Consider the following 25,440-nt stretch of genomic DNA (forward strand, 5'->3'; position numbering starts at 1 on the left):
TACGCTCCATACCGTCAAAAATCCTTCTTTCGTAAAGCATAAATACGGAACGAATGTCAACTACGCATTGGCACCGTTCCGTATATTTATACCCTAAACCCTCGATCTATACCATAAAACCGCAAACATTACTTAAAAAGCTGCCTAAATTACCACACCAGCTTGCCAAAATCAGCAAACAGCCTGGAGTCTGTATGAATGCCGGCCAGCAGCGCCAGACGGTTCGAGCGGACGGCTTCATCTTCGGCCATAACCATAACCGAATCGAAGAATCCGGTAACGGCTGCTTCAAGTCCCGACAGAATCTGCAGGGCTTCAGCGGCATGTCTGGAAGCAAGGGCTGTGCGGTAAGGCTCATGAATATTCTGCCAAGTCGCGTACAGCTTCTGTTCCGCTTCTTCCTTAAGCAGGGCTGGGTCGATGACTGCTCCTTCCGGAGCTTTGGCGGCCAGATTGCTGACACGGGTCAGCGAATCCATGGTGATTTTGAAATCAGCCACATCGGTTACAGCATTCATCAAGGCAAGACTTCTGCTTACTACATCAACGATATCATCGAATCCTGCCGCAAGCGCTGCATCCACAACATCATAGCGGACATTGTTGTCGGCTAACAGGCGTTTGACACGCAGACCGAAGAACTCATACAGGGTTATACGCAGTTCAGGGGTGAAATGTTTCTCTGTACGGGAACTTTCATGGACTTCCAGTGCCGCTGCAAAAATCTCCTCCAGACTGAGGCTCAGCTGATGCTCCAGCACGATCTGGACAATACCTGCCGCCTGACGGCGCAGGGCATACGGGTCCTGGGAGCCTGTTGGAATGATCCCAATGGAGAAGCAGCCGATAATCGTATCGATTTTATCAGCAAGGCTGACTACAAGACCTGCCTGTGTAGAAGGAACTGCATCTCCGGCGAAGCGCGGCTGATAGTGCTCGAAGACCGCTTTGGACACCTGCTCTGCTTCCCCGGCCTTGCGGGCATAATCCTCACCCATCGTGCCCTGTAGCTCAGGGAACTCACCCACCATCTGGGTCACCAGATCGAATTTGCAAATATCCGCCGTACGGCTGACTTCCGCAGCAGCCTCTGAAGACAGCTCAAGCTTCACAGCCAAGCGGTCAGCGATGGCACGGATGCGGCGCACTTTGTCACCTACACTGCCCAGCTCTTCATGGTAGACGATATTCTCCAGCTTGGCCAGAGCATCGTTAATTTGCAGCTTCTGGTCTTCTTCATAAAAGAATTTGGCATCCGACAAGCGGGCGCGCAGCACCTTCTCGTTCCCCTTGGCGATGACGTCCAGCGATACCGCATTCCCGTTACGTACCGTTACGAAGAACGGCAACAGCTTGCCGTCTTCACCAAACACCGGGAAGTAACGCTGATGCTCGCGCATAGAGGTGATCAGCACCTCTTGAGGAATATTCAGAAAGGCCGGATCAAAGGTACCAAACAGCACAGTCGGTGTCTCTACCAGGAACAGGACTTCTTCCAGCAGATCCTCTTTGATGGCAATCTTCCAGCCCTTCTCTTCCGCAAGCTTGTGGATTCCGCTTAGAATCAGCTCTTCGCGCTCCTTCACATCCACCAGCACATGCTGGCTGCGCATAGCTTCGACGTATGCAGCAGGCTCTTCTATTACGGCTTCTTCACCGAGGAAACGGTGGCCGCGGCTCACATTGCCCGCCTTGACTCCGGTAATCGTAAGGTCAATGATCTCTTGGCCGAAGAGGGCCACCATCCAGCGGATCGGACGGACAAATTTGAAATCATAAGCACCCCAGCGCATATTTTTCGGGAAAGTCATGGCACTTACAATGCCTGACAGGCCTTCAGAGAGCAATGAAGCTGTTTCGATACCGGTGCTACTCTTGGTCACATAGATATATTCCACGCCAGCGAGTTCCTTGAACGTGAACTGCTCCGGTGAAGCGCCCTGACTGCGGGCAAACCCTAGTGCAGCCTTGCTCCATTCGCCGCTGGCATCCAGTGCGATTTTGCGTGACGGGCCTTTGACCTCTTCGCTAACATCCTCCTGCCGTTCAGCAGCATCCTTCACCAGTACAGCAAGGCGGCGCGGTGTTGCATAGGCACTAACGCCCTGATGACTGATGCGTGAGGCCTCCAGCCATTTCGCCGTTCTGTCCTTCAATTGCTCCATCGCCGCGCGGATAAAGCGTGCAGGGATTTCCTCCAGACCGATCTCGAACAGAATATCCTTAGACATGGTCAGTACCTTCTTTCTTCAACAGCGGGAAGCCCAGCTTCTCGCGTTCCTCCAGATATGTCGCCGCTACGGTGCGGGCCAAATTGCGTACTCTCGTAATGAAGCCTGTGCGTTCCGTTACGCTGATTGCGCCGCGCGCATCCAGCAGGTTGAAGGTATGCGAGCATTTCAGCACGTAATCATACGCCGGGAAAACCAAATGGTTCTCCATCGCTCTGCGGGCTTCCTCTTCGTAGGTGTTGAACAGGGTGAATAGCATTTTGACATCCGAAACTTCGAAGGTATACGTGGAATGCTCAACCTCCGGCTGATGGAACACATCTCCGTACGTCATACCTTCTACCCATTCCAGGTCAAAGACATTTTCCTTATCCTGAATATAGGAGGCCAAACGCTCCATCCCGTAAGTAATCTCCACCGCTACCGGACTTGCTTCAATTCCGCCAACCTGCTGGAAATAGGTAAATTGCGTGATTTCCATACCGTCCAGCCAGACTTCCCAGCCGAGACCCGCACAGCCCAGGGACGGATTCTCCCAGTTGTCTTCGACAAACCGCACATCATGCAGCAAGGGATCTACGCCAAGTGCCTTCAGGCTGTCCAGGTACAGCTCCTGAATATTGTCCGGGGACGGCTTAATGATAACCTGGAACTGGTGATGCTGATACAGGCGGTTCGGGTTCTCCCCGTAACGGCCGTCGGACGGACGGCGTGAAGGCTCTACATAAGCAACCTTCCACGGCTCCGGACCCAGGGAACGCAAAAAAGTCATAGGGTTCATCGTACCCGCCCCTTTTTCCGTATCATACGGCTGGACGAGAATACAGTTCTGGGCGGCCCAGAATTGCTGCAGGGTCAGAATCATCTGTTGAAAGTTCATAACTACCGGCTCCTTCGCTTGTCAAGTGTGGTACTGCCTCTTGCTTATGACTGGCTCTTGCTGCTGCGCGATGGAGGCGGCACCAGCTTCTATGTACCTGCGGTGTGTGTTGGAAAAAGGGTCTCCCGGACAGCCACAAGCCAAAAAGCTCCCGCCCCCATGCCTGATGAACAGACATAGGGACGAGAGCTCAAATATGTTCTCCCGCGGTTCCACCCTACTTGATTACGTAAAAATCACGAAATCCACTTTTGATGCTGCCGCTTCCGTACTCCCGGGTGCCCTGTTCATGAACGTCGTCCCGCCAGGCTTCCACTACCCCCGGCTCGCTGCTGCGACAATACCGCCCACTACTTCCCCGATCCACGCACTCTCTCCAGTTCTGGAGCAAACACGGCAATCATATAAAAGAAACTGAACTTATAGTAACGGATAATTCGTGTTTCGTCAAATATTGTATTTATCAAGCTGGTCCAGGAAGCTCTGCGACTTCAGTCTGAGCCCGAGCTGCATATCCATGAATCCCCGCATGACGATCTTCAGCTCCGCACGGGTCTCAGGCTTCACATCGACATTCCCCAGCCTGGTCAGATCAAGTGCCGCGAAGATCCTCAGCAGCTTCAAGGCACGCGGGGAAATCTCCATGGCCGGAGGATCGTTATGCCGGCAGCTGCGGCAGAGCACTCCCCCCAGGCGGGAACTAATTCTTAGCTCTTCATCCGGCTTGTCCTTGCCGCAGACAATACAAGAATCAAGCTGAGGGCCGTAACCGGCGGCTTGCAGCACTTTCATTTCAAATACATTATTGATAATACCGGGCTCTTTGTCTTCCTCCAGTGCATTCAGGCAGGCGGTCAGCTGGCGGTACCAGAAGCTGCCTGTCTCTTCATCATGCAGTACTCGGTCGAGCAGCTCACAGGCATAAGATGCATAGGCTGCCTTGACCAGATCCTCCCGCAGCGGATGATGGGACTTCGTGATCTCTCCGGCATTCAGTGTTCCCAGTCCGCCATTGTTGCGGAAGAACACGAATTCGCCTGATGTGAACAGCTGGATCAGGGCAGCATGACGGCTTTTGACCTTCTTGGCGCCCCGCACCAGAACCCCTACTTTACCGGCGTTCTCGGTGCAAAGCGTAATAATGGCGTTCCCTTCACCGTAGTCCATGCTGCGGATGACGATCCCTTCCACCCTGTATAGCATGCCTCTTCCCCCAACCACTCGGCAAGCAACCAGTCCTTATTGCGCTTCTTCATCGATAGCCATCTCTTCCTCCGCCGGCAGCGGTCCGCTGCCCTCGGGCGAATCCCCAGCTTCCCTGTACAGCAAATACGCATCGAGATCTCCAGTCATTGCAAAATACTTCCACGAAAAATTCCGCATTCGTATTCATCCTTTCTTCGGAAACACGATGTCTCTTCAGACTTAGGATGTGCGATGCCCCAGGATCTATCCGTGTAATTCCTGCCAACAAAGAAGCAGCGGGAGAGGTGATCAGTCTTTGTGGAAGCCCAAATCACGCAGTACGCGGTCCTGGTTACGCCAGTCTTTTTTCACCTTCACCCATAATTCCAGGAAAATCTTCGAGCCCAGCAGGTTCTCAATATCCGTCCGCGCCCGGCGTCCGACTTCCTTCAGCAGAGCCCCCTGCTTGCCGATAATGATACCCTTCTGGGAATCGCGCTCGACAAAAATAACCGCCGAAATATGCACAACCCCATTCGGTTCCACGTTCATATCCTCAATCGCCACTGCGATGGAATGCGGCACCTCTTCACGGGTCAGATGCAGAATCTTCTCACGGATCAGCTCCGCGCAGACGAACTGCTCAGGGTGATCGGTAATCTGGTCGTCCGGGTAATACTGCGGGCCTTCCGGCAGGTATTTCTGGACTTGCTCCAGCAGCGTGTTGACGTTATTGCCCAGCTTGGCAGAAATTGGTACGATTTCGGCGAACGAATGCAGCTTGTTATATTCCGTAATCATTGGCAGCAGCACTTCAGGCTCGATCTTGTCAATCTTGTTCATGACCAGAATTACCGGTGTCTTAATCGCGCCCAGCTGTTCCGCGATATAGCGGTCGCCGCCGCCCATACCCTCAGAGGCATCCACGAGGAACAATACCGCTTCCACTTCATGCAGCGTGCTCATCGCCGTCTGATTCATGTAATCGCCCAGCTTGGATTGTCTTTTATGAATACCCGGGGTGTCCAGGAATACGATCTGTGAGTTATTCGCCGTATATACCCCGTGAATTTTGTTGCGGGTGGTCTGCGGCTTGTCCGACATAATGGCGATCTTCTGGCCGATTACCTGGTTCATGAGTGTTGATTTACCTACGTTTGGTCTGCCGATAATGGCGACAAACCCTGATTTGAATTTCATATGATCTTCCTTCCTATTTGTCTAACAACTTGGTCAAAAGCGTTCGATCCCCCTAAATCCCCCTTCGCCAAGGGGGACCCCAAAGGCCCCGGCCCTCTGGACACCCGGAACTGGCGTGGGCGCTGCGGTTGGCGCGGTAAGAGACTGTGGAGCACGATCGCTTTCTGTTCCCTGCGGGAACACGCTTGACTGCGGCGCGGTTGATTGGTTAAATACAAGGCGCAGATCCATGTGCTTCCCGCGCCCGCATCTACACGCACACGCGCACACACAGTTAATTGTATTTTGTGCAGCAGAATAGGTATATTCATGCCGCATTATTAGATCTATTGTATTTCATACAGTTGATCTACGGCAAACAGGCCATAAACAGGTTAATTTCCATTTTCAATTGCACGAAATACAACAGAACCTTGTTTTGGACCAATTTTGGCACATTCTATTGTACGTTATACAGTAGAGTTCCCAACAGCAATATGTTGCAGTCCTCAAACCAACCTCCTGCGCTTACTCTGGGGCCTGTCCCTGTGTGAGATCCGCCGGGCCGAAGGCGCCGGGGAGCAGATCACGCACGGTAGTCTCTACAATATCGCCCTTCAGGTTGCCGAGAATGACCGGCATATCGGGGCCGCACAGCTCGACCATCACCTGACGGCAGACGCCGCAAGGCGATACGGGGCCGTCCGTGTCGGCTACGACTGCGATGGCTTTGAAGGTACCTGGCTTATGCCCGTCCGCAATGGCGCGGAACATGGCCGTCCGCTCCCCGCAGTTGGTGGGACCGTAAGCGGCATTCTCGATGTTGCAGCCGTGGTGGACCTTGCCGTCCTGATCCAGCAGCGCAGCACCTACCCCAAAGCGGGAATATGGTATATATGCATTGGCTCTTGCCTTGATCGCTTCCTGAAGAAGTAGCGCAGAATCCATAGTTGTCCTCCTAAAAGTTTTGTAAGCATACGCTTCTTCGATTAGTCTTCGTACAAAACTCTCTTCGTAAACATAACAAACTTAACCCGGTTTTGTCGTTCTATATTTAAGAAGCACTAAAGAAAATAACAAAAAGCAAAAGAAGCGGAGGGGAAATTTGGAACTGTAGGAGCGGTAGCGACCGCCTTTGTCACCGGATTTCAACCGCGAACAGCGGAATAAATCAAGAAATCTGGGGACAACAGCGGCCGGAAGTCCAAATGTTCACCGCAGTGACGATGAAGCTTCAAGTTTAAATCTTAAGTGCGTCTTATAGTCTTATATAATTAAAGATGACGGAGCGCGCAAAGCGGGTCCGCCTCTTACACCAGCTGAAGTTGTAAACTGATTATGACATAAGACCTGTGATCCAGTCCATCACGGGATGATAAAAAACATAGATTCCGGCAATCACGGCAAACACCGCCGTAAGCAGCACGGCTCCTGCGGCGGTATCTTTGGCCTTCTTGGCCAACGGGTGAATCTCAGGCGAAACCAGATCAATCGTCGCTTCAATCGCCGTGTTCAGCAGCTCGGCTGTCAGCACCAGCGTAATGGCGAGCAGCAGCAGCATCCAGCTTGACAGAGGAAGCCTGAACACAGCGGCGGCGGCCACCACCAGAACAGCAAGGCCGCTGTGCACCTTCATGTTCAACTCCGATTTGAATGCTGCTGCAATGCCGTGCGCTGCGAAGCGAAAGGAATGCCAGAATTTTTTGTGGCCCACCGCCGTATTCTTGACCATTAGCGTATCAACCCGACCTGAGCCAGAACCTTCTCCTGCTTGGACATCATTTCGGCCTCAGCCTCCGGCTCCTGATGATCATAGCCCAGCAAATGCAGGAACCCGTGGACAAACAGGAAGCCCAGCTCCCGCTCCAGCGAATGACCGTATTCCACAGCCTGCTCCTGTGCACGGGTGACCGAAATGATGATATCCCCAAGCACATTCGGCACTTCTTCCAGCTCTTCGTCTTCATCCGCTAAGTCATATATAATCTCCAGCTCGTCTTCTCCGGCTTCATTCATTGCGAAGGAGAGCACATCTGTCGGGCGGTCAATGCCGCGGTACTCCAAATTCAGCTCATGAATGCGTTCGTTATTGACGAAGGTCAGATCCACTTCCCCCGTGTCAATCCCTTCCGCTTCCCCTGCTGTCTGCAGAATCCGCTCCAGCAGTTCGATCAGATCGCCGTTAATTTCATGTTCATCCTGTTCATTGTTCCAAACGACGCTCAGACTCATTTTTGATGGCCCCTTCCTCTTTTTTGGGCTTGCGCACATCCTCGGGGTATTCAATCCGGGAATGGAAAATGCCCATTACAGTCTCTTTCAGTGTCCGCGAAATAATATCCAGCTCCTTGATGGTCAGATCGCATTCATCGAACTGATGGTCATCCAGCCGGCTTTTGATAATTTTCTCAATCATGGTCTCCACCTGCACCACGGTTGGCTTGCGGAGCGAACGGACGGCGGCCTCCACACTGTCGGCGATCCCGACGACTGCAGATTCCTTCGACTGCGCCTTCGGGCCGGGATAACGGAAATCCTCCTCCGTGAAGTCCGGCTCCACCCCTTTTTCCTCTGCAAGCTTCAATGCCTTATGATAAAAATAATGCAGGAACGTCGTGCCATGATGCTGCTCCGCAATATCGCGGATCGGCTTCGGCAGCTTGTATTCCTTCTGCATCTCCACCCCGTCCCGGGCGTGGGCCACAATGATCGATTTGCTCAGCTTCGGCTCAATCGAATCATGCGGATTTTCCATATTGTTCTGGTTCTCAATGAAATAAAACGGCCGCTTCGTCTTGCCGATGTCATGATAATACGAGCCGACCCGGCACAGCAGGCCGTCCGCACCAATCGCTTCAGCCGCAGCCTCGGACAGATTGCCTACCATCACGCTATGGTGATAGGTTCCCGGCGTCTCTATGAGCAGCTTACGCAGCAGCGGGTGGTTCGGGTTAGACAGCTCTACGAGCTTCAGTGCCGACAGAATGCCAAACGTTACCTCGAAGAACGGCATCAGGCCAATGACCAGCACTGCAGTAAGCAGCCCCCCGGCGAAAGAGAAGCCCAGGGCATATAACGTATTCGTCTCGTTCCATACGCCTCCGCTCAGCATGGTCAATATGGCTACTGTCAGGCAGCCGAGCAGGGACACCATAATTCCGCCCTTCAGCAGTGTTGAGCGCTGTCCGGCACGGTGCGTTGAGAAGATGGCAACATAACTCACGATTAAGGCAAAAAATCCGAAGGTGAAATCAAATATAGTATTCTGCTGGACATTCAACAATATGCTGGCCAGGACACTGAACAGAATGGAACAGAAATAGGCTAAGGTCATGTCCAGCAGCATGGAGATCAGCATCGCGCCGAGGGCCACAGGTGCCAGGTAGCCTATATAAGTCCGCACATCTGTCTGCAGGAAGGCCGTCAGCTTCATCATAACGATGGTAATGATAAAGACCAGCACCAGCATTAACAGCTGAGAGTTATTGTATTTGAAGCCTGAGGCTCCGCCATTATAGCGGATGAAGGTCATCAGGCCAAAGGACAGCAGCGCAGAGAGCAGCAGCAGGCCGAGCTGCGGCCAGTAGTTAATCTCTTTGCTGAGCAGGCCGTTCTCATCCAGCAGCTTATACAGCTCAGGAGTAATCTCCTGATTCTTGGCGACCAGCACATCCCCCTGCTCAATGAATACATCCGGCGTATTCTGACGGGCCTGCACCTTCGCTTCCTTGGTCGCATCCTCGTCATAGAATTTGTTGGCCGTAATGACCAGACGCACCAGCTCCTGCACCACCTCACGGGCGGTACGCTGACCCAGAGAACTGACGCTGACCTGCTCGGCCACTTTGGCGCGCGCGGCCTGGGCGTCGGTAATCTGGTCATTCATCAGCTTGATGACAATATCCCGGGCCACCGGCTTCATTTCAATGATATCCTGGGAGGTCAGGCGCGGGATCTTGATGTAGGTCTCTTCCGGGACGACGTAGGCCTGATCCTTGATGACGGACTGCATTTCATTTAGCAGATGCTCAGAATACGTCCCGGCCTTTTGGCTGGCGGCCACAAAATTAAGAATAAAATCATTTGCACGCTCTGGAATTACTTCACGGTAGATCTCCGTCTTTTCGCTTTGTGAGATCGTATCATCCTGATTCAACCGGTCTATTCTATCGAGCAGCATGGTTACAAGATTCTCAGTCCGCATTGGGATAATTGCATAACGGTTGGTCACATTCTCTGCTGCGGTCTCCTGGGCCTTCAGCTTAGCGTTGGTGTCCGGGATTTGCTTGGGGGCTGTGATTTCCTTGGCACTGCGGGTTCCCTCTTTGATATCATACCTTTTGGGCAGCAGATCAGAGGACAGGCTGAGGTAGAAAACAACCGCGAGTAACAGGAAAAGAGCATAGCGCGAGACCGCGCTATACTTCCATCCGCTGGTGCTATATACAAATCCGCTTAATTTCGATGGTTGCTTTGAGGCCATGAAGACAATCCCCTTTTTTATTGGAGGTTTTCGGCAGAGCGGTCATAGGCAACGATAATTTTCTGGACAAGGGAATGGCGGACAACGTCCTGCTCAGCGAAGTAGACAAAGCCAAGCTCCTCGATACCGGAAAGAATCGTTTTGGCTTCGATCAGCCCTGACTTCTTGCCGCGCGGCAAATCGATCTGGGTCACATCGCCCGTGATGACCATCTTGGAGCCGAAGCCCAGACGGGTGAGGAACATTTTCATTTGTTCGGGTGTGGTATTCTGCGCTTCATCAAGGATGATAAAAGCATCCTCCAGCGTACGTCCGCGCATATAGGCAAGCGGTGCAATCTCGATCAGACCGCGCTCCAGCGCCTTCGCCACCTGATCAGGCCCCATAACGTCGTACAAGGCGTCGTAGAGCGGCCGCAGATACGGATCTACCTTCTCTTGCAAATCTCCCGGTAGGAAGCCCAGGTTCTCTCCAGCCTCAACAGCCGGGCGTGTAAGCACGATCCGCTTAACCGAGCCTTCCTTCAGCGCCGTCACCGCCAGGACCACAGCCAGATAAGTCTTGCCTGTGCCCGCCGGGCCGATGCCGAAGACGATATCACGTTTTTTGATGGTGCTCACATAATGCTTCTGGCCAATCGTTTTGACACGGATCGGCTTGCCGCGGAAAGTCGTCGTAATTTCGCCCTTGAACAGGTCAAGCAGCTGGTCGGCCCGAAAATCCTTCGCCAGCTCCACGGCGTACTGCACATCGCGTTCGCTCAATAGGTAACCCCCGCGTACGAGTGACAACAGCACGTTGAAGAGCTGGCCCAGCATGTCCACTTCCCGCTCCGTACCGCGAATCGTAATTTCGGCCTCGCGCGAGTTAATGACTGCCGGAATTTCTTTCTCGATGATTTTCAGGAAACTGTCCTGCGGGCCGAACAGGGATTGCGCTTCTCCCGCATTGTGCAAAGATATTTGAATGCTTGCAGTCTGTTCTGACAAGTAGCCTCATTCTCCTCAATTGTTTACTATCGGAAGTTCTTCCGCGATTCTCTCTTCCACCTCAAACAGCACTTTCATATAAACTTTACCATTCTCTTTCTTCTCATGCAAAATTTTTTGACTTTTGATGACGCTATCAGCACCGTAACGCGCCAAAATATCGCTCTTAGCCCGCGTCAATCCTTCCGCCCGGGCAGCCTCCGGAGTAAGCGCTTCAGCGGTTGCCTTGATCTCCAGCTCCTTCTCGGTCATCAGGCCCAGCGGCAGCTGCAAGGTGCGCCACGACAGCATATCGGGCTCTGTAAGCGTACGTGATTTCGCAAACCCGGAGTCCCCGTAGCCCCACAGCTGAATCGCCCACTTGCCGAGAACGAGATAAGTGCGGTCCTTGCGTTCTCCTGTATAAGCGCTGCCCGTCCTTTTGAGCGGCACCTCCAGATTATATTCATGCCACACCAGGCCTTTAACCTCGCCTTTGGCAACTACGAACTCTGTATTCTCCTCGTCACCCAGCGCTCCCGAGATGAGGATGTCCCCTTTTTTGACCCACGAATTCCGGCTGACCACCGGTCTGCCCTGCTCCGCATAGATTTCGGTCACGACCGCATCCGTGCGGCTGATGAGATGGCGCTGGCTGAGCAGCGGTTTATTCTCCGGGCGGTCGGCTTCGACGACCTGAATGGTAATGCTCGTCCCGGTCCGGTGGAACCCGGCCCATGTCAAGCCCGGAACCAGACTGGTCAGCCCCCGGGACAGCTCGTCCGACTCCTGCATGCGCCAAATCCACTGAAACGGGTATACCCCTTCCTGGCGTGCGGCTTCGAGGATGTCTTCGGTCGGAATGCGCGTATTCCCTTCAACCTTGACGCTCCAGATCATCGAGGAGAGCAGCAGCAGACCCACACCGAAGATGAGCATTCCTGCGGCAAAAAACTTCCGTCTCCACAAGCGTGCGATGCTGAACGGAAGTCCGTTCCTGGCTGTAACATGCATGCGGCAGCCTGTCTTTTTGAGGAGCGGGCGAAGCCGGAAAAAGTCATCCAGCAGCAGATTCAAAGAAGCGCCGTCCCCGGCAGGCCTCACATCCCAGATGATGATGCCCGCTCCAGTTACAGCATTAATGAATTTCTCCACCTGCGGTCCGCTCACATGCAGTGTAACGAACCCCCGCAGTGATGACAGAGGCGGCTCTTTCATGGATTCTCCCCACTTTCCTTATATCTGATTTCACCGATAGTTCCAATGACGGCAAGCTCCTGGCCCAGAATATTGCGGATGACCAGCCCCTCGCCGGAAATCTCCAGAACGCCTTGGGTTAATGCCAGCCTCAGCTGCTCCGAAGAGAAATGCAGCAAGCCGCGGTGGTTCTCAATATACAGCTCCTTATTGCCGATCAGGGTGATCCGGGGCATCTCCTGCAGCACATCCTGCGGAAGATCCAGTACCCCGTTTGTCCATCCCCGCAGCCTGCGGCCGATACGGGTCATAAGTAGACGCTCCCCCTTCCTGCCTTCTGTACACCTTATGCGGTGGAGCGTCTGTTTATGAGAAGAACTCACACGTATCGTCCGGCCAAAAACAGAAAAAAGCCTGAATCCCATCCTGTTAAGGAATTGATCCAGGCTTATGTGCAGCATAACATGTTGATTGATAAGCTCAGGCATAGTCTTAGCGCCGCGTGGAATGCGGCTGGCGGGCACGGGGCGGACCCAGTATCTCCGCCCACATCAGGCCGCTGCGCAGCGCGTCACGGTCGCCTGTGAGCGGATGGACAGCATATGCCGATGATGCTGCATCTCCGTCCTCCCCGCCTGCTTCGGAGCCCGCAGACGGGACCGCAGCCGCCATTCCGTCGAAGGCAGCCTGCAGCTTCTCCAGCTCCCGCTCCATACGTTCTGTGCGGGCCTCTACGCTGTCCAAGTCATCGGCCTGCTCCAGTGATACGCCTTCGCCTGTCTCGTCATCGGAAGATAGCTGCTCAGCCTCAGCCCATGCTGGCGGAGAAGGGGCCTCCTGCATATCTGGCTGCGGAGCAGGCCGGTCCGGGCCCGCCCTTGTCCCGGCAGGCGCCGGGAAGCCGCTGCCCGGCTGTTCCGCGCGTCCGGCCTTCCGGCGGCGGGGCAGCATATTGCCGGTATCCCCGCCGCCGCCAAAGGTAGGCATCCCCCCGCGCGGAACTGACTTGTCTTTGTCTCTCTTTTTGTTCAGACGGGTAATGATCGCAAAGCCCGCAAGCACCAGGAAATAGACTACGCCGCTCATGGAGGCTCACCTCCCTTTATTTATGGGGCGGACGGCTGCTGTCGTCCCCATCGTTTAGTTTGCCAAGGGAGCCTCGCATCTGCGTGTCCGCCTCGATGTTTTTAAGATTCATATAATCCATCACACCAAGCTTGCCGGAGCGCAGCGCTTCGGCCATCGCCAGCGGAACCTGGGATTCGGATTCAACGACCAGCGCCTTCATCTCAACCACGCGGGCCTTCATTTCCTGCTCATGGGCAACCGCCATCGCCCGGCGTTCTTCAGCCTTCGCCTGGGCGATGCGCTTATCCGCTTCTGCCTGCTCAGTCTGAAGGTACGCACCAATGTTCTTGCCTACATCCACATCTGCAATATCTATGGACAGAATTTCAAAGGCCGTCCCTGAGTCGAGACCCTTGGATAAAACGGTGCGGGAGATAGAATCCGGATTCTCAAGCACATCTTTATGCGAATTACTGGAGCCGACTGTGGTTACAATCCCCTCGCCGACGCGGGCAATAATCGTCTCTTCGCCCGCACCGCCGACCAACCGGTCGATATTGGCCCGCACCGTCACCCGTGCTTTGACCTTGACTTCAATCCCGTTCTTGGCCACAGCCGCAACAATCGGCGTCTCAATGACACGCGGGTTAACACTCATCTGAACTGCCAGCAGCACATCGCGTCCGGCCAGATCAATGGCGGCGGCACGTGTGAATTCCAGCGGAATATCCGCTCTCTGGGCGGCAATCAGCGCGTTCACTACCCGGTCTACATTCCCTCCGGCCAGATAATGGCTCTCCAGCTGATTGATATTCAGCCCCAGCCCGGCCTTGGTCGCCTTAATCAGCGGATTGACAATCCGGCTCGGTGTTACCCGGCGCAGACGCATCGCTACCAGCGTGATAATGCTGATTTTGACCCCGGAGGCCCAGGCAGACACCCACAGCATGACCGGGAAGAAGCTGAAGAAGACGCTTAGAACAACAATCACAGCTACCGCGATCAGCAAAAAAGTAATCATAGATGCTTCTAACATACGCTTACCTACCTCCGATATTTTGATAGACAAAATTTATTTCGCAGCTTCCTTCACTACCACACGGCCGCCCTCAACCTTCACCACGGACACGGCCGTCTGCGCCTCGATGAACCCGCCTTCAGTCACCACATCTATCCGCTCGCCGCCAATCGTGGCGGTTCCTGCGGGACGCAGCGGGGTTACGCTCATGCCGGAGGCACCGATCAGACGCAGCTTCTCCGGGACAGGCACAAAGCCCTTTTCTCTGGTAAGACTATCCTGAAGGATGAACCGGTTCCAGATTCCGCGCTCCTTGAAGACCACGGCAACAATCACGATGACCACCGCTGCTGCGGAAAAAGCAATGCCCAGGCTGAACAGCGCATGCGTAAAGCTGTAAGCAGCCCTTACAACACCCGCCACCAGACTGATGGACCCGAGTATCCCCAAAATACCGAAGCTCGGCACAAACAGCTCCAGAATGAGCATCACCAACCCCAGAATGAACAGCAGCAGCGTCTCCGCCCCGGCGAAGCCGGCCACATAGTTGCCGAAGAAGTAGAGGGCGAACGCCAGCGTACCGACAATTCCGGGCACCCCAAAGCCAGGCACCAGCAGCTCGATGAACACACCGGCGATACCCACGAAGAGCAGAATGGTCATGACCACCGGATGGGTCAGAAATTGCGACATTTTCTCCGCACCGGTATGCTCAATGCGAAAAATGTCGTCTGTCGAGTATCCCAGCCAGGTAATCGCCTCCTGCTCCGTTTCTGCAATCCGGTCAGCGTAACCGGCCTGAAGCGCTTCGTTGCTGCTCAGAGCGATAATCTCCCCCGCCTGCTTGTTCACACCCAGCTCCGGGCGGTTAACTACCAGATGAACATCCATCATGCCGGCAGCCACTTCAGGATCACGCCCGTTCAGCGAGGCGGCTCCGATCATTTTGGATTTCCAGTACGATACCATCTTGGCGTCTTCCACGGTCTTCCCGTTCATGTCCACCAGCGAAGCGGCCCCGATCATGCCGCCCGGCTTCATGATAATAGCCCCGGCGTTCAGCGCGATATAACTGCCTGCGGAAGCTGCGTTGCCTTTGATATAGGCTACCACCGGGATCTTACTGTCTCTGACCAGGGTACCGATGCTTTCGGCGGAATCCACCCGTCCTCCAGGTGTATCGATCTCCAGAACAATCAGAACCGCGCCGTAATTGGCCGCCTCCTGGAAGCCCCGTTCCAGAAAGCTCTGCAGACCCCGCTCGATCTCCTGATCCACTGGAATGATGAATACGGGTCCATGTTTGACTGCGGCTGACGAAGATGATGCCTCAGTAAAAGCTTTGGCGTCCAATAGTAATATGAATAGCAAAAAGATGGAATAAATAGCCCATGTGGTGAGTTTTCGAAATATGCGCAAAATATAATCCCTCCTTTCTCCCAAAGTTTAAATTTGCATATAACCCATTGTGCCTAGATTCTAGAATTACGCTTCAATGGGACTATGCAGTGCAACGCTACTCCTCAATATCCGCTATCTTAACAGATAAACCAAAAAGACAACACATAAGCTACGGCTTACGTCTTGTCTTTTAGTATTGCACAAATTGTCTAATTTGGCCTGTATTCCATAAGAATTAAGTGATTAGATTACAGCTTCCGTTTTTCATATAGAAAGTCCTATCACAGATGTCAGCAACTTTCTGATTATGTGTTACGATAATGATTGTTTTTCCTTGTTCGTTTAACATTCTAAACAGTTTTAGAATGTCATCTTCGGTTTCTTCATCCACAGACCCAGTTGGCTCATCAGCAATGATTACTTTGGGTTCCTGGACAATAGCTCTTGCTATGGCAACCCGTTGTGTCTCACCTCCCGACAATACTTCCACCGGACTATACCCTATATTGCTAATATGAAGAGCAGCAAGCACAAATGAAACCTTTTGCTTAATTTGAGATTTAGAGTGTTTGCTATACTTTAACGGTAAAGCTATATTATTAAAGACATTTTTACCATGGATAAGAACTGAATTTTGAATGATGTAACCGATATTATGTTTTCTAAAATTTGCAGCGTGGACAACATTCAATGCCAGTACATCGGTACTGCCAAAATAGTAATTTCCACAATCTGCTTGCTCCAGCCCGGCCAATATATTCAGAAGTGTGCTTTTGCCAGACCCGCTTCTCCCCATAATAGCGACCATCTCGCCATCATGGATTTCCAAGTTCACATCTTTAAGCACATCATTTCTATGGGAACCGCTTAGGAAGGATTTCTGCAGATGAGAAACTTTAAGCACATTCTTCACTCCATCCGTTTTATATATTTATTGAAATCAATATGTTTAAACCACCAAATAATCGGAAGGGCTGATATAAGCGTGAGAGTCAGCATTGAACCCGTGATTACTAGTATTAATAAAAGCATTGAATTGTCTATTAAGAGCTTATAGGCCAACATCACTATAAAACCCGGTAACACAACAACAATGATAAGTTCAGTTAAATAAAAAAAGATCAATTGATTTATTGTGGCTCCGCAGATCAAGTGAATCATCATATTTTTTAGTTGTTGACGCATTTTCTCCAGTATCAGTAATGTGATACTAACAGCGCATATCACATAAAGGACACTGGCTACTATTGATAACCATTTTGTGCTTATCTGATATGTGGCAAGCAAAAATTTCAACGGAAGCTTATGTGTTCCCAATACTTCCGTTTCATGAAAATCAGATAACTGCTTCACTTCTTCAAGCTTATTTACTATTGTATATTCATCATCCATAGTAAAAATATGGCCATTGACAATTTGCATATAATGTTTCTTTTGAAACGAAAAATCATCTGGAGTAGTGGGAGCTGGAAATGTTTGGGCCGGCATCACAATATATCGGTCCAAAAACATTTCCGGGAATTGAGAATTAAATACCATTGTGTTTGAGGGAAGAAATCCTTTGACAACTAATTCAAAATCCTTCATCAGATAATTTGCCTTCAATAAGCCGCCAATTTTGTATTTTGACTTATAATCGGCACCGAGTAGGACTGGAATGGTATGGTTATCGGTATTGTTGAAGTCTTCCTGCTCGAATGGCTGCCCAATGTCCACTTCTATATTGTATTTCTTAAAAGCATGTGAGTTCATTTGAACCGCTTTGGAGGCATAAAAAGGACCATTGCCAAACATTGAGAACGGTTTGCTTGACCTACCCTCTTCATATGCATACATAAACTTCGGTTCCCACTCAACTTCCTCCGGCAATATGGCTATGGACTGATTAAATAAATAAATATATTGATCCTCAAAATGTTCATTTAAGTTCCGATACAGTGTGATAGCATTCACTAGAAACTCAGGCCGGTTGGTATAGTCCTTCATAGCCTCATCTTCAAGAAGAGTATCCGAGAGCTGATAGTCATTCATCTCTGACAGGGAGCTGACCTCTGATGATTGTTCATGAAGTGTCGAAGACTGTACAAAAAGGAGTGAAACTACACAATAAAATATGAGAAGTTGTATAAGGAGAAGAGCTGTTACTGCTTTTTTTCGAAATAGACTCTCCTTAACTTCACTTAAGATTATTCTCATCGATATGTTTTTCCTTTCAGCGTTATCCGCTTGGCCACTTGGACGTAAAATATCCACACCACTAATGCAGATGATATCAAAACAGCTAACAATCCTATCTCTAACCCTTGTATGAATATGAATAATGAATACCGATTGAAGGTCAGAGAAAGTTTGAAGAACAACACACTACCTGTCCCAACAAAGATGTAACAAACAAGTGCTATAGCCATATAGGTGCTCAGAATTCGTCTTCCGATAGTTTTAAGTGAAATTCCACATTGCCAAAGAACTAAAATCTCACTTTTTTTCCTATTCATCCAAAAAAAAGCAGAAATAACACTGGTACTAAATAACAAAATAATGAAGATAAAAGTAACCATTAATTGCTGCGTTCCAATATCCATTGCCCTTACAGTGCCGCTATCTCCCCTGTCGAACACATGAATAGGCAAATCATTCTGAAGAAGGGGGAGCTTCAGATCAGAGGTGATTGGACTATGAGCTATATTCATCACATATACGGTTGAGTCCATGAAAGAATCCGATTGCAAAGAGTCAAGATTCACCAATACCGTATTATCTAGCTTTGATGAATAGGAAGCGCCCATGATCCCAATGACCTTGTAACTTCTCCCTGCAAAAGTATAATAAAGCTCATCCGCTTTTTCCAATAGATCGGTTCCATCAATATTCTTACCAATTACCGCCAGATTGTCATTATTATAAAAATCTGCATCATTAAAGAACCTACCCTCTGCAAGTGGTGGATCATAAGTACTTTTATTAAAATAAATTGCGCGAACCTCTTGCCAACTTCCATTTTTTTCAACGGATCCAAGTTCGGAAAATATTGTATAATCATCTGAGGTCTCAATCTCACTCCAGTTAATTTCAGCAGCCTTTTCTTTTATGGTGAAAAATATACTATTTTTAGTATACAAGCCTCTTGATAATTGATTCAATTCATTATGTTGGACTTGATAGTAATTGAAGACGACAACAATCAAGCTTAATAAAATAAATAAAGCAGCAATTAATAGAGTATTTATATTGCACAACCGGTATTTCTCCATATCTTATTACCTTCTTTACTAAATAGAGAGATTGCAAAAAATAAAAGAGCAATCTCTCTGTTCTCAAATTATTATACTTTATTATTGCTTGTCAGTCTTTTCCATAATAGGTTTTTGCCGCCCAAATAGCATCTGCGTAAGGAGATACAGCTGAAGTATCCACATATCCCCATTGTCTGCCGCTGTCAGTCAAATCCGTTGAAAAAGGCCCTTCCATTCTTGCCCGGGAATAATGATAAGTGTCTTTCCACCAAGTAGTGCATGCAGCCCGTTCGAATCCCCACTTGTTGGACTCCTTCCAGCCATTATGCACCCTAACCACTTCTGCAGCTGGCGACACTCTGGAGCTACTTGTTGAAAAGTTGCCCTCCTTTTCACTCCACCCTCCGGAAACAGAACTGTCATTTAAACTTGTTGTAGCCAGAGCAGATCCAGAAACCCCCATCAAAACAACAAATCCCGCAATAAATGGAATCACACTTTTTTTATTCAACCTTTTTCCTCCTTTACCATTATGATTAAATTTTTAGGTTCTATATGTATATTACATAAAAGATATAAGATCACATGAATTCATGATTTATATATATTTTTCTGACAAAATATATACGGATTGTTATCAAATTATCTCACAGCATTCTTTAATCTTGTCTTTAAGCTTGCTCTTGATTCTATAAATTCTTGTAGTCACTGCACTATTGGAAATACAATACTTCTCAGACAAATCCGCTATGGATAAACGATTTCTAAAATAATCATGATAAAGCGCGTATTCCTTCTTGTTAAGAGTACTTAATACCTGCTGACTTAACTCTTTGATGTCATATACTTCTTCCAAACAGGCAGCCAGTTCATCGTTATCACTTACAAGTTTTAATTTATCATCAAACACAATTTCATATTTTCGCTTGAGATACATCCCCCGATAACTATTAAGCACGAGATTTTTTGCTGTAACATACAGCCAACCTTTTACATTGGGATGACTTTGGAGCTTGATAAGCTGCTTGCCGGCCTCAAGAAAAGTTTTTTGGGCACACTCTTCGGCGATATCGGTGAGTTGTGAATGTCCTTTAGTTAATCGGGTGCAATATTTGTAGATACTCTTGATGTTCTGTTCGCAGAGCTGCTCATAGAACACATCTCGTTGCTTTCTTTTCCACAATACCCTCTCCCCCTTATCCACTTTCCGGACTTTTTGAAGCGATTCCAAAAACACTAATATTTATCAATATTTATAAATAATACTAATTAATTATAGCTTTTATAATTATATTTTTCAATTACATTTTAGTAATTTTTTTGTAATTTATCTTAATGCAACTGATGGAAATCGATTATCTTCGCTTATAACTTAAATCCATATTCCTTCAAGTTCATCTTATTTATATAATAGATTGTTTGTTCCTTAAATCTGAAACTCATTACAGGTTCATCGATAAGTTTTCGGATAATATATTCTTTGAGGTCGTACATGTAGAGCCTGTAACCATCTTTACGATTCACAAAAATCAATTTATTATCTTCCAGTAAAAAGTCCCTTGTTACTATGTCCGGAATTGTTGTTTTAGTTTGTGTTACGGCATCATATTTGATGACATATGAATTGTTGACATAATAGACGGTACGGCCGTCAAATGCTAAGCTGCTGATAGGCGAAATGCGCAAAACAACCTTCATGGTTCCGGTTGATCGATTGATGCTTCTAATTTCTTCAGGTCCAATAAAATAAATATTTTTATCATCCAAGAAAAACGCCTGTATAGAGAAAAAGAAAGCTGATTCATAATTCCCCATCTTCTTTGCATCTATAAAGAACCGTTCTTCCGAATTTAGGTTTTTTTCGAAAATAACTTTTTCATTAAAGTTATCCATGTCCACTTGGACAATAGAAAACCATTTCTGCTCTTCAAACCTCCTTTTTTTTTCCGAATCATATTTCATGTAATACACATAGCTGCCTGTGCAAAATAATGAATTCTGCACTCTGGTCAAAGCTGATGTAGCGTTGCGCATAAACTCATTCTTCTTGCCTGTACGTTTGTCCTCAAATACAGTGTGAATGTTATTCAAATCAGTTTCGTCCAAGTAAAATCGGTAATTATTATTCTCACATGAACTCCTGGTAGAAAAGTTATATGTAGTACTCTGCTCCGAATAGTCGGAAGAAGTACAACCGGATAATAAAGTGACTGATAACCATATTAACAATGGAATACTGAACAATCTCCCTCGAAATCGCCCTGTCTTAATGCTCCATGCATTACTGCGCAGGATTACAATCATTAACAACATAATAAAGATGAGAAGTAAGCTAATCCCTAGAACGATACCCAATGTTGTTAGAGACACTTCCCGGAACACTGCAGTGAGTTGATCATTAAACGGGTCACGTCTGTACTCATCCCCACGAAGATAACCAGTTGACACTAGAAAGCCAAGTGGAGTTGGTATGTTATATTTGCTAGATTCTAATGGAAGTCCATAATAGGGGATTAGAAGGATTCCTGTGCAGGTAAAAAGAGTAAACGCGTAACGTTTCATACACACGGAGACAAACAGGATTAACAAAGCCAAATATAAACTGCCAAACACCTTGCCTGATGTCACCCACAGAAAAGCTTCAAACAATGTGCATTTTTTTTTGGATTCAGCAAAATAGGACAAGCTCTGCAGTGGATAATTCCCGTGTTCCAGTCCATATTTCAATTGAAAAAAAACAAACTCCATATATGACATCAACAGACTCAGCAACGCAACCGACAATAACGCCATACAAATCTTGCATACACTCTGTTGGAAGGTCCCTTTTCGCACTGTCAGAAGCAGCATATCCATCTTGTTTTCGTACTCATAACAATACACAGGCGCTACCAGCAGCACCACCAACAATACCCAGAGCAAATCCAAGGTATCATTGGATAGTAAGCCATCCCAGCCATTTCTATATAGAAAATACCTGTCTGCCGGATGTTCACGTATGTATGTATATTGGTCATAAATCAGTTCGTATCCCCTTTCGTTTTGCAGCACCCGTTCAAGAGGTAAGGTTCCTGCAAGAAATTCCGCTTCTTCAATGACACCGTCGTAATAATCTTCAGTCATCTTCTGCTGCAATGTTTTCGCATTAGCTATCCTTTCGGACTCTTCCAAAATGAATTGTTCGGCAATTTCTGAATACGATCCTTGAACCTCCTTAAGATACGAAAAATAGTGCGGGTAATTCATCTCGATATCAGCGTTCACTGGTTTATCCATCAAAAACAGTAGGAGTGCTTTCAAGAAAAGTAACAGCAGAATAAAATGTAAACCTTTCTGCAAAAGAAATATTTTCTTTAATTCATATAACGAAGTTGACACGTTTCCGGCTCCCCTTCAGCATTGCATTCTTTTTTACACTTAATTTGATGCCGTATAGAAATACAAGCCCCCAAGACACTGTCAATACACCAGCAGCGATATAGCTAGGTATTGGATAGCCCAGCAAGGCAATAAATTCTGCTTTTCGAAAAAGATCTCGGTTGACCACCAGTACCAATGGGTTGAGAAGTTTCAATAGCATATGTCCTGGGCCTGCAAAAGCCTCTTGCATATAGGTGCAGACATTTATCAATGCAAGTCCTGAGAGAAAGGGAATCAGAGCATTTCGGAATAAGTTAGAAATGAATAAAAACGACAAGCCTGCTACAATCACTCCCATTGTTTTTAAAAATGAGTATAAAAGTGCATATTGGCCAAGACTTATGTTTAGCGGCGTATGGACAAAATCCTCTAAAGCATACAGCGGAGACGAAGAACCACCCTTTGATCCATATATTAAATAAAATGTCGTGTAATCAAGGAACCAAAACCACATTGAAACCAAACATATAAATAATCCTGATGCCCACAGCTTGGCGTAAAGGATTTTGAAGCCTCCTGTCTTAGTCGTCATTAGCAACGAGTCCATCTCTGTTTCCTTCTCTGATAAAAAAACACCAATAAGCCCATACATACACAGCAGTAGAACCAGAAGCGATGAAAATTCATATTGAACATAACATCTATACATTTCTTTGTCTGAAAAACTGGTAATATCTCTCCCATGAAATATTCTTGCAATCGCTTCATTTTTTCTAGACTCGTATAAATTGCCGAAAGATTTAAAAAAAGTTGAATTCTCCTTTGCTTTAATTACCACATTAGAAGCGTAAGCTTTATAATCGTAGTTGTATTTCATTGGATAAACAAAGCAGTAGCGAAAAAAATTCCAGTCCTCATACACATTGCTTAACCAAGTACCTTCAGGACGGTAAGTGAAACTCAGTGTATGTTCTGCAGTCTGATTTTCCATTGGTTGAAATATCGTCATGAGCTGTTTTATTTTCGCATTTGTGATTCTCCCGCCAAACGTATGATATTGCTCAGCATAAAGTTCCTTCCAACCCGGATTGGAAAGCAGAGCTTCCCTTTCATAGATACTGTATATTTTCCCAATATTCATAATTGAGAAAAGCAATATCGCTATGATGATGGTCCCTTTACGAAAGTGCTTTTGCCATTCATAAGAAATCAACTTTACCATTGGGCACTTTCTCCAAAATAATATAGGAATACATCTTCAAGATTGCCCTGCACATTTACTGCACTCTCATCAGGCTTCGCGTCATCAATGACACGAAGTTGAATCTTTTCTCCCATCCGCAGCATATTACTTATTCTGAGTTGATGAAGTTGCCTGTCTAAAATGTGATCCGTTGCTGATACTGTCCAGACCTTCCCTGCCAACCCATCAATCAATGCTTGAGGTGTGTCCTGCTTAAGCAACCTCCCGTTCTTTAGCAAGATGACCTGGTTAGCAATAAATTCGATATCTGAGACGATATGTGTGGCAAGCAAAACGATTCTGTTCTCAGAAAACTTGGTAATCAGGTTACGAAAGCGGATACGTTCCTGCGGATCTAGACCTGCAGTTGGTTCGTCAAGAATCAAAATAGCGGGATCATTAAGCATTGCTTGAGCAATGCCGACCCGTTGGAGCATCCCCCCAGAGAGTGTACCGATTTTCTTATCCTCGGCCGAGCTCAAATTCACGACCCTTAACAGCTCTCTGGATCGCATTGCACCTTTATTTTTAGGAATCCCCTTTAGGACACACATATAATTAAGAAAATCAATTACTGTGAAATTTTTGTAGAATCCAGGAAATTGAGGTAAATACCCAATATGATTTAAAAAATGTACACCCAAGCATCTCGCATCTATACCATCAATTAAGATTTTGCCCTTATCGCTTTTCTGAATACCGACTAAAATTTGAATAAGTGTAGATTTTCCCGCACCATTATTCCCCAACAACCCGTAAATTCCATTCTCCAATTGTGCTGAAAAATCCTTTAGTACATATCTCCCTTTATATTGTTTGGAAATCTGGTTGATATTCACTTTCATATGCCTGCTCCTTTGTAAAGCAGCAGGGATGGTGTCTTTTCCAGAATAATTACGTCATCATAAAAATCCTCAGCGTTTAAAGGAACTGATACCACATAAAAAGTACTAAAGTCCCCCAGCTGATCCAGATTGATTTCAGCACTCAGCACCTCAAGATTCCCCTTAGTTAGTGCCATTGGAAAGGAGACCCCATCTTGGCTCTCCAAAGGCTTATGATTAAGGTAAATTGTATTTCTGTAGGAAACCCCAGGATGACCAAACAGTTTAAAGGTTATTTGAAGAAGGCCACTGTTCTCCACCTTTAAGTTATCATGTCGTATTAACCCGTCCACATACAATTCGCTGAACACCTTGGAATCTAACGTTTCAATAGCTATCTTTTCAGACCTGCCATGACTCACTAACAATTCCTGAGTCACACGCTCTGTGGATTGTCTGACATTCAATAATCCAGCCTGCTTTGAGCTGAGAGGGACAGCCCACTGTTCCGTATCTTTATTGAAAAACACTTCACCTCCGGCTTCCAGAATCGTCTGGTAACCCCCATATGAAGCGGTTACCTTCATATCCGGTATAAAGGATGGATTGTAGACACTAACGAACTTAATTGGCAGGAGTTCTCCCTTTTTCCCAGTGATGGGAGTGAACGTAAAAGTAAATGGAGTAGCCTTATTTTCCTCTAGTTCAAAAATGTGCATATACTCATAAGCAGTCCCTGAAGAATCCAATTTGTAAGGCTGTGGTAGTCCGTCAATAAATAAAAGGAAGCCCACATTTCTAGCCTTTCCTGATGCATTAACGCTATAATCGATTTTCAATTCTCCTCCATTATACTGGATAGGTAATACTCTCCCAGCTTCATCAGCCTGCAAATTAACAGCATAATGATTTATACTTCCTAAAACCACATTTTTTTCATCCATCTCAAATGGATTCTGAGGCAAGTTGTCTCCCGAATTACTCACTACAATATCAGAAGGATTTATATGGATAGGGTCTGGCTTGTCCGAAGAACAAGCTGTTGCCAATAATAACATTCCGAAGATTGATGTAATGTATATATACCTCCAGATTTTTTTCATACTTTTCATTCCCTTCTTGTGATACGAAATCAAGAGGATTTCGTCATTCAGTTTGCTTGTTTTCCAT

Annotated in this window: 24 protein-coding genes; all 24 read right to left on the reverse strand. The window is 47.7% G+C overall.

The window, feature by feature from the left end; genetic code table 11:
- Window positions 1–149 precede the first annotated feature (149 nt).
- The 24 genes from glyS to NST43_RS23005 all read right to left on the reverse strand — a co-directional run bounded on the left by glyS (window position 150) and on the right by NST43_RS23005 (window position 25,373).
- A complete protein-coding gene (gene glyS / locus NST43_RS22890) occupies window positions 150–2,231 on the reverse strand; it encodes a glycine--tRNA ligase subunit beta (RefSeq protein ID WP_339219587.1) in 2,082 nt (693 codons plus the stop codon).
- Window positions 2,224–3,111 carry a glycine--tRNA ligase subunit alpha gene (gene glyQ / locus NST43_RS22895; protein ID WP_339219588.1) on the reverse strand — a complete coding sequence of 296 codons (888 nt, stop codon included), beginning with the start codon at window positions 3,109–3,111 and terminating at the stop codon, window positions 2,224–2,226. Before glyQ ends, glyS begins: the two co-directional genes overlap by 8 nt.
- Window positions 3,112–3,558: 447 nt before the next feature.
- Entirely contained in the window at window positions 3,559–4,314 is a 756-nt protein-coding gene (gene recO / locus NST43_RS22900) for a DNA repair protein RecO (protein ID WP_209987877.1), read from the reverse strand.
- 36 nt (window positions 4,315–4,350) lie between these two features.
- Window positions 4,351–4,494 (reverse strand): YqzL family protein, encoded by a 144-nt coding sequence (locus NST43_RS22905; RefSeq protein ID WP_076075837.1) that lies wholly within the window; start codon window positions 4,492–4,494, stop codon window positions 4,351–4,353.
- 111 nt (window positions 4,495–4,605) lie between these two features.
- Window positions 4,606–5,496, reverse strand: a complete 891-nt coding sequence (era, locus tag NST43_RS22910) for a GTPase Era (RefSeq protein WP_209987874.1) — start codon at window positions 5,494–5,496, stop codon at window positions 4,606–4,608.
- A 507-nt stretch (window positions 5,497–6,003) separates the two neighbouring features.
- On the reverse strand, window positions 6,004–6,423 hold the full coding sequence (locus NST43_RS22915; RefSeq protein ID WP_209987871.1) for a cytidine deaminase: 420 nt from the start codon (window positions 6,421–6,423) through the stop codon (window positions 6,004–6,006).
- A gap of 388 nt (window positions 6,424–6,811) precedes the next feature.
- Complete coding sequence (locus tag NST43_RS22920; protein ID WP_339219589.1) at window positions 6,812–7,207, reverse strand: diacylglycerol kinase family protein; 396 nt, start codon at window positions 7,205–7,207, stop codon at window positions 6,812–6,814.
- Entirely contained in the window at window positions 7,207–7,707 is a 501-nt protein-coding gene (gene ybeY / locus NST43_RS22925) for an rRNA maturation RNase YbeY (RefSeq protein ID WP_209987866.1), read from the reverse strand. Before ybeY ends, NST43_RS22920 begins: the two co-directional genes overlap by 1 nt.
- On the reverse strand, window positions 7,679–9,958 hold the full coding sequence (locus tag NST43_RS22930; RefSeq protein ID WP_209987863.1) for an HDIG domain-containing metalloprotein: 2,280 nt from the start codon (window positions 9,956–9,958) through the stop codon (window positions 7,679–7,681). The genes ybeY and NST43_RS22930 overlap by 29 nt, the downstream gene beginning before the upstream one ends.
- A gap of 17 nt (window positions 9,959–9,975) precedes the next feature.
- Window positions 9,976–10,947: a PhoH family protein gene (locus NST43_RS22935; RefSeq protein ID WP_209987861.1), complete on the reverse strand. Its 972-nt coding sequence runs from the start codon at window positions 10,945–10,947 to the stop codon at window positions 9,976–9,978.
- Window positions 10,948–10,962: 15 nt separating this feature from the next.
- On the reverse strand, window positions 10,963–12,144 hold the full coding sequence (yqfD, locus tag NST43_RS22940; RefSeq protein ID WP_339219591.1) for a sporulation protein YqfD: 1,182 nt from the start codon (window positions 12,142–12,144) through the stop codon (window positions 10,963–10,965).
- Window positions 12,141–12,434, reverse strand: a complete 294-nt coding sequence (gene yqfC, locus NST43_RS22945; protein ID WP_339219593.1) for a sporulation protein YqfC — start codon at window positions 12,432–12,434, stop codon at window positions 12,141–12,143. Before yqfC ends, yqfD begins: the two co-directional genes overlap by 4 nt.
- A 181-nt stretch (window positions 12,435–12,615) precedes the next feature.
- Window positions 12,616–13,209 carry a hypothetical protein gene (locus NST43_RS22950; protein WP_209987849.1) on the reverse strand — a complete coding sequence of 198 codons (594 nt, stop codon included), beginning with the start codon at window positions 13,207–13,209 and terminating at the stop codon, window positions 12,616–12,618.
- 16 nt (window positions 13,210–13,225) lie between these two features.
- Window positions 13,226–14,227, reverse strand: coding sequence for a flotillin-like protein FloA (floA, locus tag NST43_RS22955; RefSeq protein WP_036724346.1), 1,002 nt, complete (start codon window positions 14,225–14,227; stop codon window positions 13,226–13,228).
- A gap of 36 nt (window positions 14,228–14,263) precedes the next feature.
- A complete protein-coding gene (locus NST43_RS22960) occupies window positions 14,264–15,628 on the reverse strand; it encodes an NfeD family protein (RefSeq protein ID WP_339219595.1) in 1,365 nt (454 codons plus the stop codon).
- A 217-nt stretch (window positions 15,629–15,845) separates the two neighbouring features.
- Complete coding sequence (locus tag NST43_RS22965; protein ID WP_209987843.1) at window positions 15,846–16,514, reverse strand: ABC transporter ATP-binding protein; 669 nt, start codon at window positions 16,512–16,514, stop codon at window positions 15,846–15,848.
- Window positions 16,515–16,519: 5 nt separating this feature from the next.
- The gene (locus NST43_RS22970; protein WP_209987841.1) at window positions 16,520–17,806 is read right to left on the reverse strand and encodes an ABC transporter permease; all 1,287 of its coding nucleotides are present in this window, start codon (window positions 17,804–17,806) and stop codon (window positions 16,520–16,522) included.
- On the reverse strand, window positions 17,803–18,861 hold the full coding sequence (locus NST43_RS22975; protein WP_209987838.1) for an ABC transporter permease: 1,059 nt from the start codon (window positions 18,859–18,861) through the stop codon (window positions 17,803–17,805). Before NST43_RS22975 ends, NST43_RS22970 begins: the two co-directional genes overlap by 4 nt.
- 91 nt (window positions 18,862–18,952) lie before the next feature.
- Window positions 18,953–19,354: a hypothetical protein gene (locus tag NST43_RS22980; RefSeq protein ID WP_339219598.1), complete on the reverse strand. Its 402-nt coding sequence runs from the start codon at window positions 19,352–19,354 to the stop codon at window positions 18,953–18,955.
- 126 nt (window positions 19,355–19,480) lie between these two features.
- Window positions 19,481–20,026, reverse strand: coding sequence for a sigma-70 family RNA polymerase sigma factor (locus tag NST43_RS22985; RefSeq protein WP_209987835.1), 546 nt, complete (start codon window positions 20,024–20,026; stop codon window positions 19,481–19,483).
- Between the two features lie 182 nt (window positions 20,027–20,208).
- Entirely contained in the window at window positions 20,209–22,221 is a 2,013-nt protein-coding gene (locus NST43_RS22990) for a DUF5050 domain-containing protein (protein WP_339219600.1), read from the reverse strand.
- On the reverse strand, window positions 22,202–23,425 hold the full coding sequence (locus tag NST43_RS22995) for an ABC transporter permease (RefSeq protein ID WP_209987829.1): 1,224 nt from the start codon (window positions 23,423–23,425) through the stop codon (window positions 22,202–22,204). Before NST43_RS22995 ends, NST43_RS22990 begins: the two co-directional genes overlap by 20 nt.
- Complete coding sequence (locus tag NST43_RS23000) at window positions 23,419–24,291, reverse strand: ABC transporter ATP-binding protein (RefSeq protein ID WP_209987826.1); 873 nt, start codon at window positions 24,289–24,291, stop codon at window positions 23,419–23,421. Before NST43_RS23000 ends, NST43_RS22995 begins: the two co-directional genes overlap by 7 nt.
- A complete protein-coding gene (locus NST43_RS23005; protein ID WP_209987823.1) occupies window positions 24,288–25,373 on the reverse strand; it encodes a beta-glucanase/beta-glucan synthetase in 1,086 nt (361 codons plus the stop codon). The genes NST43_RS23000 and NST43_RS23005 overlap by 4 nt, the downstream gene beginning before the upstream one ends.
- Window positions 25,374–25,440: the final 67 nt, after the last annotated feature.

This window comes from Paenibacillus sp. FSL H8-0332, from assembly GCF_037963835.1.
Lineage (GTDB): Bacteria > Bacillota > Bacilli > Paenibacillales > Paenibacillaceae > Paenibacillus_AQ > Paenibacillus_AQ rhizoplanae.

Bases quoted from the DNA above. Each gene is read 5' to 3' on its own strand.
- glyS (WP_339219587.1), bottom strand. From the start codon at position 2,231: ATGTCTAAGGATATTCTGTTCGAGATCGGTCTGGAGGAAATCCCTGCA.
- NST43_RS22975 (WP_209987838.1), bottom strand. From the start codon at position 18,861: ATGGAGAAATACCGGTTGTGCAATATAAATACTCTATTAATTGCTGCT.
- era (WP_209987874.1), bottom strand. From the start codon at position 5,496: ATGAAATTCAAATCAGGGTTTGTCGCCATTATCGGCAGACCAAACGTA.
- yqfC (WP_339219593.1), bottom strand. From the start codon at position 12,434: ATGACCCGTATCGGCCGCAGGCTGCGGGGATGGACAAACGGGGTACTG.
- yqfD (WP_339219591.1), bottom strand. From the start codon at position 12,144: ATGAAAGAGCCGCCTCTGTCATCACTGCGGGGGTTCGTTACACTGCAT.
- glyQ (WP_339219588.1), bottom strand. From the start codon at position 3,111: ATGAACTTTCAACAGATGATTCTGACCCTGCAGCAATTCTGGGCCGCC.
- NST43_RS22905 (WP_076075837.1), bottom strand. From the start codon at position 4,494: ATGCGGAATTTTTCGTGGAAGTATTTTGCAATGACTGGAGATCTCGAT.
- NST43_RS22995 (WP_209987829.1), bottom strand. From the start codon at position 23,425: ATGGTAAAGTTGATTTCTTATGAATGGCAAAAGCACTTTCGTAAAGGG.
- floA (WP_036724346.1), bottom strand. From the start codon at position 14,227: ATGTTAGAAGCATCTATGATTACTTTTTTGCTGATCGCGGTAGCTGTG.
- NST43_RS22970 (WP_209987841.1), bottom strand. From the start codon at position 17,806: ATGAGAATAATCTTAAGTGAAGTTAAGGAGAGTCTATTTCGAAAAAAA.
- NST43_RS22920 (WP_339219589.1), bottom strand. From the start codon at position 7,207: ATGGTCAAGAATACGGCGGTGGGCCACAAAAAATTCTGGCATTCCTTT.
- NST43_RS23005 (WP_209987823.1), bottom strand. From the start codon at position 25,373: ATGAAAAAAATCTGGAGGTATATATACATTACATCAATCTTCGGAATG.
- NST43_RS22915 (WP_209987871.1), bottom strand. From the start codon at position 6,423: ATGGATTCTGCGCTACTTCTTCAGGAAGCGATCAAGGCAAGAGCCAAT.
- NST43_RS22930 (WP_209987863.1), bottom strand. From the start codon at position 9,958: ATGGCCTCAAAGCAACCATCGAAATTAAGCGGATTTGTATATAGCACC.
- ybeY (WP_209987866.1), bottom strand. From the start codon at position 7,707: ATGAGTCTGAGCGTCGTTTGGAACAATGAACAGGATGAACATGAAATT.
- NST43_RS23000 (WP_209987826.1), bottom strand. From the start codon at position 24,291: ATGAAAGTGAATATCAACCAGATTTCCAAACAATATAAAGGGAGATAT.
- recO (WP_209987877.1), bottom strand. From the start codon at position 4,314: ATGCTATACAGGGTGGAAGGGATCGTCATCCGCAGCATGGACTACGGT.
- NST43_RS22950 (WP_209987849.1), bottom strand. From the start codon at position 13,209: ATGAGCGGCGTAGTCTATTTCCTGGTGCTTGCGGGCTTTGCGATCATT.